Source organism: Flavobacterium sp. ZB4P23, from assembly GCF_003970375.1.
GTDB lineage: Bacteria > Bacteroidota > Bacteroidia > Flavobacteriales > Flavobacteriaceae > Flavobacterium.
In genome coordinates, this window is sequence record NZ_RYDK01000001.1 from 201,450 (window position 1) to 216,264 (window position 14,815).

The window sequence follows — 14,815 nt, forward strand, 5'->3', positions numbered from 1 at the left end:
TAATTCAAAAATTCAAAAATGATTAAAAATATTTGTACTTCATTACTTATTATGATACTGATTCAAACCGCAAATGCACAGCAAGCGCCCATACCAAAAGGATTTAAATCCATATTTGACGGACAATCCACAACGGGATGGCACAGTTACGGAAAAGCAACAGCTGGTTCCGGTTGGAAAGCGGAAGAGGGTGTGTTGCATTTTGATCCTACAGCTGCCCAAAACGGTCAAGGAGGCGATTTGGTAACTAATGCAGAATACGAAAATTTTCATCTAAAACTAGAATGGAAAGTAGCGGAAAATGCCAATAGCGGTATCATTTTTTATGTGAACGAGGATTTGACAAAATTCAAAAATACTTATGAAACGGGTCTGGAAATGCAAGTATTGGACAATGACGGTCATTCTGACGGAAAAATTGAAAAACACAGAGCTGGAGATTTATATGATTTAGTAAAAAGTACTACAGAACCTGTAAAACCAGTTGGAGAATGGAATTCTGTTGATATTGTATGTAAATTTGGAAAACTGACGATGTTGTTGAATGGTGTAAAAGTAGTTGAAACTACGCTTTGGGATACTAATTTTAAAACATTGGTAGCCGGAAGTAAATTTGCTACTTGGCCAGGTTTTGCTGCATTCAAAAAAGGTAAAATTGCACTACAAGATCATGGAGATAATGTATGGTTCAGAAACATTATGATCAAAGAATGGAATACTATGAAAATTACAACCGGATGTGAAGCGGGTATGTAATTGATCTCTAAAAAATAAAAAAACAACCAAAACCAAAAAATAAAAAACCACTGACTAATGAATAATACCATCCGCATAAAATTATCCATAATGATGTTCCTAGAATTTTTTATCTGGGGTGCATGGTTTGTAACCCTGGGCACATTTCTGGGTAATAATCTAAAAGCATCAGGATCAGAAACTGCCGCTATTTTTTCTACGCAATCCTGGGGCGCCATTGTTGCACCTTTTATTATAGGTTTAATAGCGGATCGTTATTTTAATGCGGAGAAAATTTTAGGAATACTTCATCTCGCAGGTGCCTTTTTAATGTACCAAATGTATCAATCAGAAGAAGTTGGGATGTTCTACACCTACGTGCTGAGTTATATGATTTTATACATGCCCACATTAGCATTAGTCAATTCAGTTTCTTTTAATCAAATGAAAGATCCGGAAAAAGAGTTTTCTAATATTAGAGTTTGGGGAACTATTGGTTGGATTTTAGCAGGATTGTCTATTAGTTTTGTTTTTCATTGGGATACTGCAGAAGCAATTTCTCAAGGATTTCTTAAAAACACCTTCCTTTTAGCAGGAATAGCCGCTTTAATTTTAGGTATATTCAGTTTTTCTTTACCAAAAACACCACCAAAAGTAAGTGAAGAAAAAATAAAAATTGGAGATATCATAGGTCTTGATGCTTTAAAATTGCTGAAAGATAAAAACTTCGCCATCTTTTTTATATCGTCAATCCTGATTTGTATACCTCTTGCCTTTTATTACCAAAATGCACATCCATTTTTGACAGAATCAGGCGTTGAAAATCCTACTGGAAAAATGGCAATAGGTCAAATATCCGAAGCATTATTCTTATTATTGATTCCTGTATTTTTTACCCGTTTTGGTTTCAAAAAAACGATCTTAATCGGGATGTTAGCATGGGCAATTCGTTATGTTTTATTCGCTTATGGCAATGGCAATGATTTAAGCTTTATGCTTATTATAGGTATTGCGCTGCACGGTATCTGTTATGATTTCTTTTTTGTTTCGGGTCAAATTTACACCAATTCAAAAGCGGGAGAAAAATACAAAAGTGCTGCTCAGGGTTTAATAACTTTAGCCACTTACGGAGTTGGTATGTTAATTGGTTTTGCAGTTGCAGGATGGATAACGGACAATTATAAAATGGCAGATGGGGCTGTAAACTGGCAAATGGTGTGGATTATTCCTGCTGGAATTGCGTTTGCTGTATTCTTACTTTTTGCACTTTTATTTAATGAAAAAAACAAAGGAGAAGAATCCACTTCTGCTATATAAAAATTAAAAATGAGTGCTAATTTAAATAGAAGATCTGCCATAAAAGGAATAGTAGCCGGAACAGTTGCGATGGGAATTCCTGCTGGATTTTCTGCTTTGGCTATGCCAAAAAAGGAAACAGCAACACCATTGGGTAAATTGAAAGGAAATATAAATCACTCCGTTTCTCGGTGGTGTTTTAATGACATAGATTTAGATACGCTTTGCATTGAATCCAAAAAGATAGGGATTACCGGGATTGATTTAGTAGGTCCTAAAGATTGGCCAACATTGAAGAAATATGATCTTGTTTCTACAATGTGCAACGGTGCAGAAATTAATTTAGTGGATGGTTTTAATGATATTAAATTTCATGAGACACTCTTGAAAAATTATATGGAAATGATTCCACTGGTGGCAAAAGCCGGTTATAAAAATCTGATTTGTTTTAGCGGAAGCAGAAGAGGCAAAACAGATGAAGAAGGTTGGAACAATTGTATTGTTGGTTTGCAAAAACTAATTCCATTGGCTGAAAAGCATAATGTGATTTTAGTAATGGAATTACTAAACAGCAAAATTGATCATAAAGATTACCAATGTGACCGAACATCTTGGGGAGTGGAATTAGCGAAACGTTTGAACTCTGAGAATTTCAAATTGCTTTACGATATTTATCACATGCAAATTGATGAAGGAGATGTGATTAGAAACATAAGAGAGAACCATCACTACATTACACATTATCATACCGCCGGCGTTCCGGGACGAAATGAAATTGATGATACTCAGGAACTAAATTACACTGCAATTATGAAAGCAATTGCAAAAACTGGTTTTAAGGGATTTGTGGGTCAAGAATTTGTACCTAAAAACCCGGACAAACTGGCTTCATTGAAACAGGCCATAGCAATTTGTGATATTTAACTACTCTAAAAAATAACCCATGATAAAAAGAAGAGAATTTTTAATTAATGCTGGTTTAGCATTAGGCGCATTAGCCATTGCTCCTTCATTTGCTTTTGACTCTAAAAAAAGAGCCATTGGGATTCAATTATGGACACTGCGCAATACGTTACCCAAAGATGTTAAAGGTGTTTTAGCACAAGTTGGAAAAGCTGGATTTACTGAAGTAGAAACTTTTGGTTATTCAGTAGACAACGGCTTTTTTGGAACTTCGGTCCGCGATTTTAAATCAATATTAGATGACAATGGTCTAAAAGCTACGAGTAATCATTTTGATTTTAATTCGATGATCAAAGATGGTTCAACTGATCTTGTACAATCCTATGTTGAAACAGCCAACTATTTAGGAAGTGAATATGTAACAGTACCTTACATCGTTTCAGAATTGCGCGGAACTACTGGTGATGCCTATAAAAAATTAGCCTTACAAATTAATAAAGTGGGTGAGCTTTGTAAAGCTGGAGGTTTAAAATTAGCGTATCACAATCACGATTTCGAATTTACTAAATTCGGTTCAACGAATGGATATGAAATTTTATTAAACGAAACGGATAAAAACTTGGTTGATTTTGAAATGGATTTATACTGGGTCATTCGTGCTGGACATGATCCTTTGGAATTATTCAAAAAATATCCGGGACGTTTCAAAATGTGGCACGTAAAAGATATGGATAAAGTAAATCCGGATTGGAATGCAGAAATTGGCACAGGAACAATAGATTTCAAGGGTATTTTTGCTCAAGCGGAACGTGCCGGACTGAAACGTTTCTTTTTGGAACACGAATCTAACTACAAACCAAATCCAATAGAATCTGCTGTAACCAGTTTCAATTACATTAAGAAAAACTTAATTTAAACATTTTAGAAAATTTTTTATAAAAAAAAGAGGCTGTCTTTTTGAGACAGCCTCCTATTTAAAAGTAATTCTAAGTAAGTCGAAAGTTTAAAAGTCGTAAAGTCAAAAGAATTAACTTTAAGTAAAATAGCTTTAAATCATATTGTTACATAATTTTATCCTGATTTTAAAATACGACATTATACCATGGTTATTACTTAGTCACATTTTATTTTACAGAAAAAGGTATATTCCAATTGCCCCAGCTCAAAACAACAGTATTAGCACGGATCGTATAAACTAATTTTTCAGCAGCTGAAGCAGCAACTTCTTGCTTAACGGTAATACGTAGTTGGTCTTCTTTTTCTTTATACTTATATGCTCCCCACTGTTTGGCTTCTTTATTAAAAATAAGCACGCATTCTTTTTCATTTGGTATAACAAAAAAAGAGTATTTACCGGCTGGCAATTTAGTACCTTCAATTGTCAACTCTTTATCTGTTTCAAATGTTGTTGCGTCATTTGCTCCGGCACGCCAAACTTTATTAAACGGAACTAATTTTCCCCAAATTTCTCTTCCGTTGACTGATGGACTCCCATAATTGAGGGTAATTGTAGCACCATTAATTTTCCTTGTGGCTACTTCTTTGCTGCTGGTAGGTTTTCCTTGAGCAGCTATACAATTTACAATTAATAAGGCAATAAACGAAAAATGCATTTTTCTAAATAATTTCATGATTTAAAATGTTTTAGTTATCGTATAAAAGTAAAACAAGTAGCTTTTAATTCCTTTAAATCCATACTTATTTTATGAAAAGATTAAGGATTTTATAATTTAATTGTTTTGCCGCAATAATGGCGGTGTTATAATTTTTAAATTTGTTATTTTTACAATCGATACTTATTTATTCCATAAATTATGAATTCAATTGCTGAGCACATTGCTGACTTTTTAAAAGCATACCCACCGTTTAACTACTTAACTTTTGAAGAATTATCTGAAATAGCAGCAAATATTCGCGTTGTAAATTTAGAAAAACACAAAACATTATTTCAAATAAATGATCTTTTGCATGACAGTTTTTATGTGGTGGCTTCCGGTGTTATCAATTTATCGGTCATAGCAGATGCTGAGGAAACGCTATTAAATAAATGTACCGAAGGCGATATTTTTGGCCTGCGTCCCTTTTTTGCCAAAAATAATTATATGATGACGGCCAAAGCAAGAGAAGAAAGCATTGTTTATGCTATTCCCATTGCTACTTTCAGGCCTTTTGTAGCTAATAATTCTGAAGTTTTAAACTTTTTATTAGAAAGTTTTGCCGTAAACACCCGAAATCCAAAAGATAAAGAAAATTTAATTGGAAAATTAATTTCTGATAATGTATTCTATTCGGATCAGCAATCTGAAATGCAATATTTTCAATCGCTAGCCTATAATACAGCTCCCTTAAAAACGACCAGTACAGCAATTGTAAAAGACGTGGCTCAAATAATGACCGAATCGTTAAAAAACAATATCCTCGTATGTGATAATACTATCCCTTTGGGCATTATTACTGATGCGGATATGCGATCAAAAATTGCTACCGGCAGATATCCAGTAACCGTTACGGTAGATAAAATTATGTCCTCCCCTGTTATCACGGTGGTTGAAAACGTTTCTCTGGCAGAAGCGCAGTTACTGATGCTAAAACACAATGTGACTCATTTGTGTGTAACTCAGGATGGAACGGATAAATCCAGTGTGAAAGGAATCATTTCTGAGCACGATTTGATTGTGGCTCAAGCTAATAATCCCGGAGTTTTAATAAAAGAAATCAAACGGTGTCAATCACCAAAAGAATTAAAACAAATACGGGAACGATTAACAGATCTGATTCAGACTTCCATTTCTAAAAATATTCCGCTATCACACGTTTTTAATATTGCCAGCGAAATTAATTTGGCAGTCATTAAACGCTCGGTGGAATTATCCATTTTGGATTTAGGTTCCCCTCCTGCCCGTTTTGCATGGTTAAGTATTGGCAGTCAAGGACGAAAAGAACAGCTTTTATTAACGGATCAAGATAGTATTTTGATTTTTGAAGATGTGGCTGCTGATAAATATCGTGACGTAAAAGACTATTTTCTTAAACTTGGAAAAAAAACCACAGCCACTCTAGAAAAAATCGGCTATGAATTCTGTCCAAATGGTCACATGGGAAGTACTATGCTTTGGTGTAAATCATTGACGGACTGGATCAAACAATATGACAGCTGGATGAATACTCCTGGTGAGAACAGCACTGATTTGAGCAGTATTTTCTTTGATTATGAAATTATTTTTGGAGAGCAAAAAATTGAAGATGCGATAAGTAATGTAGTCTTTAAAAATGCCAAAAACAATACGTTATTTTTTGATTTCATAGGAAATGATGCCTTAAGAAAAAACGCTCCACTTAGTTTTTTCAAAAAATTCAATGTCGAAGAAGAAGGTAGAAATAAAGATAAATTTGATATTAAAACTAAGGCTTTAATGCCATTGATTGATGGCGCCCGTTTGTTTACTTTGAGTTTCGACATCCGAGGAATTAACAATACGTTTCAACGATTCAAACAATTATCAATTACGGATCCCAAACATGCTGAAATTTATCTCAATTGTGCCGAAGCCTTTTTGACTTTATCAAAATTCCGAACCTTAGAAGGGTTAAAAAATGATGATTCAGGCCAATTTATAAATTTGGAGGAATTATCAAAAATTGACCGAGAAAAACTGAAAAATGCTTTACTCCCTATGAGAGAACTGGAAGAATTAATAAAAAGTAAATTTCAACTTACTCAATTTTCATAATTATGTTAGACTGGATAAAAAAGATTAATAAAGAATATCCTGATTTTTGGAAAACCTATCTTTCTAAATTTGAGAAAAAGTCATCCCGCTTTGTGGTGGTATCGACAGAAACTTCTGGTTTGAATCCAGATAAAGATGTTATTTTATCAATAGGCTCTTTTTCAGTAATTGATAATAGTATTGTCATAGGTGATAACTTTGAAGCTGTTTTATTACAGTATAAATTTTTTCATGATAATGGACTTTCTAATACGTTTTTGGTAGAAAGTAAAATGAAAAAATTAGGAGAAGCAGATGCCATAAAATTATTCATTGAATTTATTGGGAACTCCATTTTAGTTGGGCATCACATTGATTTTGATGTGGAAATGATCAATGCGGCCTTGGAAAGACTAGACTGCGGCAGATTAAAAAATGAAGCACTGGATATTGATGTCATGCACAGAAAACTACTTGATATCAATGACAAACAATTTTCTCTGGAGGAACTTTGTGCGGCTTATAATATTCCGGTAAGTGAACGGAATTCAGCTGCTGAGGATGCTTATAAAACCGCTTTGTTGTTTTTGAAATTAAAATCAAGACTGGGGATTAAGTGATTTTAATTTTTGGTTGCTATGTTGCATACAACTGATTTTAAACATCTTATTATTACTAGGTTTGCCTCTATTTCTATAAAGTATTGTCATTCCGACGAAGGGGGGAATCACATATGTAGCTCCATTTATAGCATTTCAATTTTGTCCTTTTAGCGCATTTTGGAGGAATTAAACTTTACTATTTAAAAATTTAAGACAATACCGAAATAAAAATTCCCTTAACTCTAAAATCAACTAAATTGTCTGAATCTAATACTATATTTTCATATTCTGATTCAAAAGATAATGGTTTCAACGATATGGATTCATGCCTCCAATTTTCAGTACCGATATTCTTTTGACTATGATATTCTTTTACTGTATATCCTGAACCAAAATCTGCGTCTTGTATGCCAGTGCTTTCAACTAAAACAATTTTTCCTTCTCTACTGCCACCACTATCTTTTTGAAACAAACAGTAGGAGCCATTAGGAATTATTTTATTCATGGATTCGCCCACTACTTTACATACAAAATAGCCTTCTTTTACTGAAGTATTAAAGGGTAACTCGACCCATTCAAAATCAGAATGAACTTGTAAATCGCTAAATGAACCTGCTGCAGCTGAAATATTTACTAATGGAACTGAATTCACAAACGGTTTTACCTCCTCAAAAGGTACGATTCTGAACGGAAAATCTTTTTTATAAACATCAATATGCTTTTTTAAATAGTTTCTTAAAGAAGTATCACAAGCATAAACATAAGTACCTCTGATTCCTCGATACATTATAGTTTTGTATATATTTATTACGTAAGCCTTAAGATCATCTTTATTTGAGATCCCTTTTTTTCCATTTTTATCAAAATACAACTTCGGATTAATTTCAATTTCTTGTGTGAATTCATTGAAAATTATTTCTTTCCCAAAAATAACTCCTGTATAATTTAAATCATATCCTTGTGTCGTATGAATACAGCCAACTTCTTTAAAAGCATTTGGTGAATTAACCCAGTCCTTAGGGGTTTGATTCCATTGAAATTGTAAACCATCAATTTCAATATCCATTACAGTTTTATCTTTTTCGGATAACCAAGGCCAAGAATATCCAGCAACTAAACGACACAACCCATTTATTTCTTCCTTCTTTGCAAGTTCGCTATAAAGATCTTTTAAAGAATCAAAAACAATTAACTCATACTCATTTGGTGAATAAATAGTTTTCTCCAAGCGATTTACATGAAGTAATTGATCTACAAAACGAATATAATCATTTCCGCCTTTAACTCTCATCTGAGAAGTTAACTCGATTTTCAAAGTATTATCTTGATTCAAAAGTCTGGTAAATTGATCCTCATTTATATCGGAAGGTTTTACTGATTGCGCTGAATCATAAAAGAAAATTTGATTCTTACTATTCGCAATTATCCAGTCTAGCTCTGTTCCGGTGTCATCTAATCCTAATTTTTGATTATTTTTCCGGAAGGCTCCCATCCAACTTATATTTTTATATTGCCGTAACCGATGCGCTTCGTCTACTATTAATAAATCATATTTGTCATTGAGTTTAAAGGTATCCGATGGATTTAAAACCATAGACGCTTTTAAACCAGGAATTTTTTTGAAAACATTTTGTAATGATTCTCTTAAAGAAGTCATGGCGATAACCAATCCAATTTTTGCTTTTGGATATTTATTTTGAAAAGCAATAATGAAATTGATCTCCTTGAGCTCTTCATCACTAAAATCTTCAAAATTAGCATCCGAAATATCTGAATTAAGTAATTTAATTAAATAAGTAGCCAAAATTGTTTTTCCAGTTCCAGCACTCCCTTTTATAAAAATTCTATTGGATTTTTTGATACACAATCCATCAAGAATTTGAAGAACAGAACTATATTGATCTTCATTTAAAGATTTATAAGGGGAATATTTAAAAAGTTCTGAATTCTCAACATCTTCCAGTGACTTGCTAACTATCTTTTTATCAATTAGTTTTTTCCAAATTTCTTTAAAAAGATCTTTGTACAAATCTTGTTGGTAATAATTATGATTGACTAAACCGTAATTTCCATTTTGAAGTTCGTAAGTTCCTTCAGAAGTGATGTATTGAATCAAGTTTGATTCAATATCAAGAGTTGCTGATTTATTGAATTTATCACTCCCAATTATTGAAATTTTTGTAAATGCATCTGCTTTTTTTGGATTTGCTAGGTGATTTTTGATTCTACTAGAGGCATTTGTTGATTCTCCTACATAGGCAATTCGTTTAGTTTCATTTTGTATAAAGTAAACCAAAGGCCATTGATTTTTTACCCAAGGATTTTGAGCTATTTTAGGCAATGAATCTTTATTAAAATCATATTGTTCAGAAACCTCAATAGACAATTCAAATGATTGCATCATAATTCATCATATTTGGTTGCGTTCCCTTTTGCTTTATCTATTGGATAGTTAGCTGCATTTTGCGTAATCTTTTGAAGTACAATTTCTTTTACATCTAAATTGTATTTTTCGGCTAACAAAAAAGCGTATGCAAAAACATCTGCCAATTCTTGTTTTAGCTTATCAATATTTACATCTTCTGCTTTTTTCCACAGAAACAATTCATTTAATTCCGCTGCTTCAATAGATAGAGCTAAAGCCAAATCTTTCGAATTATGAAATTGTTCCCAATCTCTTTCATTTCTAAATTTTATTAATTCTTGAATAATGCTCGGAATATCATTCATTTTATTTCGATTTAAAAAGTGTCAATGCTACTTTATATTCCTCTTCAAAAGGCAATTGCAACTGAGAAACCATTTCAGGAACAGCTAACATCCAACTCACATAATAATATGCTAAAATGTGATAACCCGAAAACCGTTTGTTTGGAATGCTACCTACGATGTAGTTTTTTTGATTTGGGTCAAAACCTTGTGTCCCTTGCATTGCGATTTCAAAGGCTATTTTCTTGACTTCCTCTAGCGGTACATCCTTAAAATACTGCAAAGCATCAACCATAAACATCGTGACTGCCATATTAGTCCCAATATGTTCTTGGTTTTTGAGAAACTGTTCCATTTCCTTCTCTTTGAAAGCAGCATTGTCGTGTAGACCAAAAGGATCTTTTTCTAATTTTTCAATAAAAGTATCTACATCAGATCGTTTGCGGTATTCGTCCTCATTTTCCAATTCAAAATAAGAGTCAATCTGTAAATCTTCGGCCCAATGTTGTACCAATTCATATTCTTCGGCAGGTTTACGATTGTCTTTGTATTCGAGAAATTCAGCATAAAAATCTTCGGCTTTGCGCAATTCGGCTGGAGTGGCATTAAAATCGTTTATAAAATCCAAACCAAATAATGCTTTAAACTGTAAGGCATTTACCAAGTTGTAAATCTTAGATTTAGAAAGTAGTGTTGCAGGCGAAAATTCAATAACAGTCACATCGGTTACGGCTTTCAAGCCTTCTTGAATCAAAGCGTAAAGCGACAGGAATTGATACGATCTCAATTGGGGAAATTCGTTGTATATAAAATCCTCAATGAATAAATCTATTGGAGTATTGTAGGCTTGCAAATTTAACCCGTCAAATAAACCAGTACAGAATTGAGTAATCGATTGCTCTGGAATATTCATTCCATGCAACTTGGCAATAGTAGGTTGTACCGTTTTCAAAAAAACAGCTCTGTTTTGTGGAGTAGCCGTAAAAAGCTGATTTAATCCCCGTTTTCTCGCTTGAATTACAAAATTAAGATGCGCTAATTCGTGCAGAACCAAGTGTGCTACGGCAGGATAATTGGGTTTATACCGAACGATGTGCTTAATCCGATTGTAGTTTTCAGCAAACTCAATCTTGGCTGCCGTTGGAATTTCAGAATCTACTAGAACATCAATTTCTTTTCCGCAATCAAATTCTAATTGATGCTTGTATTCTGCAAAAAGCGAATTCCCATCAGTGTTAGAAATAATTTTATTGGCAACATCAAAAGCCTGATTTACTGAATTCTTGTACAGTATATCTTTATTTGGATTGCATTTTATAGCTTTCAAAGTACTGTCAAAAGCGGATTCTAAATCATTTTGAATTTCGGCTAACATTCCAAGAGCAAAATGAGTATTTGGATAGTGATCATTTATTTTTATAGCTTCCAAAAAATATTTTTTGGATTCATCCAACTTCCCTTGTTGCATAAGGTTTGCTCCAATGTTATTCATTGTAATAGCATCTTTTGGATTCACCACCAAAGCCTGATCATAGTACAACATTGCCGTAGGAATATCATTCTTGAACTTAGCAAAAATATTTCCCATCATCAGCAACGCCCAATGATTCTTAGAATCCCAGCGCAATGCATCAATCAGACTATTTATCGCTGCATCCTGATGACCTTGATCAGACAGGATTTGTCCCATAATTCGATGGAATTCCGAATTGGTAGGATTGTTCTCGATAAGATTTTGTAAAATGGGTTTTGCTTCTTGATAGTTTCCTTTTTCACAAAGGGCTACCGTTTTCCGGAAATCATTTTCTTGAAGCAGGATTGCCGAAGTGTCAATGGTTATGGTAACCCAATCCTCAGTAATGGAAACTTTTGGGGCAAAAGAACCAAAAGTATAATACGATTCTAATTCACTGATTAATAATGAATTACCCCCCCCCCGACTAATTTCGGGAAAAGCGTAAATAGAAAATCGTCTATTTTATGAATGATTTGCATTAAATATAAATTGCTATACGTTATAAAAGATACTTTTTGTTGTTTTTAAAATTGCAACAGGTTCAAATGTAACCATTGTTTATAAATCTCGCCCTATTGTATGAAAAAAAAAGTGCTTTTTGCAAAAAAATCATAGGGTTATTCCTTTCCAAAAACGACCGTGATGGCTGATGGAAACGGGTTTCTCCATTTTAGAATGCGCATCAATACGGTAAGGAATTCCATTTTTTTTAAAGATAGCATCGGCGGAATTCAAGTTTTCAATTTTTTTGAAATACTCTTTCCCGGTAACAGCAATGGTATGAATGCAATCCTGATCTATTTTAGTTTGGGTAAAATATATTTTTCCTTTGATAGAAACAGTTCCTAATGTTGTGTTTTCGTAAAAACATTCCAGTTGCAAAGGAAAAAAACCTCGAATTCCTGTTTCCCTATTGTAGATTTTATAAGCCGCCTCTTTTCTGGACCATAAATTCCAAACCATTACTTCTGGATTTACGGCATTAGAAATTAACAGCTGTTCGTTTTTAGTAAATATTTTATCTAAAAAGCGGTTGCGTTTCCAATTGCTTTCTTTTTTGGCTAAAGCCAAATCGACAAGGTCATTTCCTATCATTTTTCTGGTGATTCACTACTTTTTTCAGCTAATTTGGTTTCAATAATAGCCATAGCTGCTTTTACATTTATCATGCGTTCCATTGATTCGTTATCAATCAAAATATTATATTTTTCCTCTATATCCAAAATAACATCTACTAAATTAGCGGAGTTTATCTTTAAATCATTGATGAAATCCGTATCTTCAGTGAGTGAGTCAAAAGCTTCTTGATTCAGAATATATGGTTTTACAATGGCTTTTAGCTCCTGAATAGTTTCTTGTTTGTTCATAATTAATATTGATTTTACAGCACTTAAGTACATTTCGTTTTCTAACGCCAAAAAAATTACCACAAATTGGGGAATTTACGGTTCATTTTTTCATTTTTTAAATTTCTTAAAAATTACACACCCATTCACATCACCAAAACCAAAACTGGCTTTTGCTAATGTATTTATTTCTATATCAAGTCGTTGTCGTGGAACTCTTGATTCATCAATTAGTGCTGTTATTTCTGGATTCAAATCGGCACAATTGATATTCGGGAAAATAAATCCGTGATGCAATTGCAGTACCGAAGCCACGCTTTCAATACTACCGGCGCCACTTAAACAATGTCCAACCATCGACTTTAAAGAATTGATGTATGGAAAATCAATTCCTTTTCGATTTAAAGCCTCACTCCAATTCTGAATTTCCAGACTATCTTTGGAAGTGGCTGTCAAATGTCCGTTGATTGCGTCAATTTCACTGGCTGAAATTCCGGCATTTGTCAAAGCATTTTGAATGCATCTTTGCACCGCAACCGGATTTGGTGCAGTCATGGTTCCTAAACCGCGCTGCCCTCCTGAATTGATATTTCCACCTAAAACTTCCGCATAAATTCGTGCGCCACGTGCAATCGCACTTTCTAAATCTTCTAAGACCAAAGCACCTGCTCCGCTTCCGGGAACAAATCCGGAAGCAGCTGTGCTCATTGGTCTAGAACCCTGTTTTGGTGTTTCATTATGTTTAAAAGTACATACCTTCATAGCATCAAATCCGCCCCAAATATACGGACCGGAATCACTGGTACTTCCGGCTAAAATACGTTTTGCCTGCCCTGATTTGATGCGTTCATACGCCATTAAAATACTTTCGGTGCCAGTGGTGCAGGCCGAAGAATTAGTAGAGACTTGATTTCCAAGTCCTAATTTTCCACCCAGATACGCACTCACACCACTATTCATTGTTTGCGCTACGGCTGTACTTCCCAGTCTTCTCGTTTGTAAATCATCTATTTTATAAATGCTTTCGCGAAATTTATCAATTCCGGAAGTTCCTGTTCCAAAAATAGTTCCGCTGTCCCAATCCGGTTCTTCGTTAATTTCCAATGATAATCCGGCATCCTTCCAGGCATCAATTCCGGCAATTACGCCATATAAAATCCCTGTTGAATTGAAGTTTCTAAGTTCTAATTCCGTAAAATAATGCCCTGCTAATTCTGCAGAAACTTCGGGTTTTCCTACAATTTGACAAGAAAATTGCAATCGCTCCAACTCAGCGTCGTGCCTGATCCCGGAAATTCCGTTTTTGATGGCATGAGTGAACGCATCAAGACCTACTCCATTTGGAGCAACTACACCAAGACCCGTTATAACTACTCTTTTGTTCATTTTTTAATGTTAAATAATATTCAATTTCAATAACAATGGCAAAAAAATAATAATTTTAATACTACCAAATAGAGTACTACAGTGACAAAATATTGAAAAGAATCAAATTATACTGTTGCTTAATTTATTTTAATTCGGTTTTGAGTCCCACTTCTTTGGAGAGGGTTGGGGTGAGGATAATTCCCGCTATTGTTCCTGTGCAAACATTTTCTCCTTTTTCGTTTTTCATGATGACCTTACATTTTAATTTTCCAAATCTAAAATATATTTTTTCTGAAATTACAATCACTTTTTCATTTGGAAAAACAGGTTTTAAAAATTCTATTTCACTTGATGTTAAGGCAATTGAAGTACTAGAACTAAATGAATTATCTAACAAAAAAATGCCAAGACAAACCAATCCAATTTGCGCCATGACTTCTATCAAAATTACACCTGGAGTAACTGGAAATTCCTTAAAATGACCTTTGTAAAAATCAAGATTTTCATCAAAAGTAAAGGTTCCTTCCACTCCGTTTTCATCGATTTGGAGAATTTCATCCACAAATAAAAAGGATTTGGAATACGGTAATTTTGCTATAATTTCTTCTTTTTTCATAGTTTTTCTATTCC

The 14,815-nt window shown here is 33.7% G+C and carries 14 protein-coding genes; 6 read left to right on the top strand and 8 right to left on the bottom strand.

Annotation, left to right across the window (positions count from 1 at the left end; all coding sequences use genetic code 11):
• The first annotated feature begins 18 nt into the window (after nt 1–18).
• The 4 genes from EKL99_RS00915 to EKL99_RS00930 are packed head-to-tail and all read left to right on the top strand — an operon-like array spanning nt 19 to nt 3,850.
• A complete protein-coding gene (locus tag EKL99_RS00915; RefSeq protein WP_126576208.1) occupies nt 19–756 on the top strand; it encodes a DUF1080 domain-containing protein in 738 nt (245 codons plus the stop codon).
• A gap of 57 nt (nt 757–813) precedes the next feature.
• Entirely contained in the window at nt 814–2,052 is a 1,239-nt protein-coding gene (locus tag EKL99_RS00920; protein ID WP_126576209.1) for a nucleoside permease, read from the top strand.
• 9 nt (nt 2,053–2,061) lie between these two features.
• Nucleotides 2,062–2,955, top strand: coding sequence for a hydroxypyruvate isomerase family protein (locus EKL99_RS00925; RefSeq protein ID WP_126576210.1), 894 nt, complete (start codon nt 2,062–2,064; stop codon nt 2,953–2,955).
• Nucleotides 2,956–2,974: 19 nt separating this feature from the next.
• Complete coding sequence (locus tag EKL99_RS00930) at nt 2,975–3,850, top strand: sugar phosphate isomerase/epimerase (RefSeq protein WP_126576211.1); 876 nt, start codon at nt 2,975–2,977, stop codon at nt 3,848–3,850.
• A gap of 208 nt (nt 3,851–4,058) precedes the next feature.
• On the opposite strand, the gene EKL99_RS00935 is transcribed toward EKL99_RS00930, so the two are convergent.
• A complete protein-coding gene (locus EKL99_RS00935) occupies nt 4,059–4,565 on the bottom strand; it encodes a DUF2911 domain-containing protein (RefSeq protein WP_126576212.1) in 507 nt (168 codons plus the stop codon).
• Nucleotides 4,566–4,748: 183 nt separating this feature from the next.
• On the opposite strand from EKL99_RS00935, the gene EKL99_RS00940 reads away from it, so the two are divergent.
• The gene (locus EKL99_RS00940) at nt 4,749–6,665 is read left to right on the top strand and encodes a DUF294 nucleotidyltransferase-like domain-containing protein (protein WP_126576213.1); all 1,917 of its coding nucleotides are present in this window, start codon (nt 4,749–4,751) and stop codon (nt 6,663–6,665) included.
• A gap of 2 nt (nt 6,666–6,667) precedes the next feature.
• Entirely contained in the window at nt 6,668–7,264 is a 597-nt protein-coding gene (locus tag EKL99_RS00945) for a 3'-5' exonuclease (protein ID WP_126459690.1), read from the top strand.
• Between the two features lie 190 nt (nt 7,265–7,454).
• Here the strand turns inward: EKL99_RS00945 and EKL99_RS00950 are convergent, their stop codons facing one another.
• The 7 genes from EKL99_RS00950 to EKL99_RS00980 form a co-directional block, all read right to left on the bottom strand.
• Nucleotides 7,455–9,650 (bottom strand): DNA/RNA helicase domain-containing protein, encoded by a 2,196-nt coding sequence (locus EKL99_RS00950; protein ID WP_126576214.1) that lies wholly within the window; start codon nt 9,648–9,650, stop codon nt 7,455–7,457.
• On the bottom strand, nt 9,647–9,976 hold the full coding sequence (locus tag EKL99_RS00955; protein WP_126459696.1) for a nucleotide pyrophosphohydrolase: 330 nt from the start codon (nt 9,974–9,976) through the stop codon (nt 9,647–9,649). The genes EKL99_RS00950 and EKL99_RS00955 overlap by 4 nt, the downstream gene beginning before the upstream one ends.
• A gap of 1 nt (nt 9,977) precedes the next feature.
• Entirely contained in the window at nt 9,978–11,918 is a 1,941-nt protein-coding gene (locus tag EKL99_RS00960; protein WP_370453899.1) for a tetratricopeptide repeat protein, read from the bottom strand.
• A gap of 162 nt (nt 11,919–12,080) precedes the next feature.
• Nucleotides 12,081–12,566: a 4'-phosphopantetheinyl transferase superfamily protein gene (locus tag EKL99_RS00965; protein WP_126576216.1), complete on the bottom strand. Its 486-nt coding sequence runs from the start codon at nt 12,564–12,566 to the stop codon at nt 12,081–12,083.
• On the bottom strand, nt 12,563–12,838 hold the full coding sequence (locus tag EKL99_RS00970; protein WP_126451608.1) for an acyl carrier protein: 276 nt from the start codon (nt 12,836–12,838) through the stop codon (nt 12,563–12,565). The genes EKL99_RS00965 and EKL99_RS00970 overlap by 4 nt, the downstream gene beginning before the upstream one ends.
• A 90-nt stretch (nt 12,839–12,928) precedes the next feature.
• The gene (locus EKL99_RS00975; protein WP_126568516.1) at nt 12,929–14,203 is read right to left on the bottom strand and encodes a beta-ketoacyl synthase; all 1,275 of its coding nucleotides are present in this window, start codon (nt 14,201–14,203) and stop codon (nt 12,929–12,931) included.
• Between the two features lie 124 nt (nt 14,204–14,327).
• On the bottom strand, nt 14,328–14,801 hold the full coding sequence (locus EKL99_RS00980; RefSeq protein WP_126459708.1) for a 3-hydroxyacyl-ACP dehydratase FabZ family protein: 474 nt from the start codon (nt 14,799–14,801) through the stop codon (nt 14,328–14,330).
• Between the last annotated feature and the right edge of the window lie 14 nt (nt 14,802–14,815).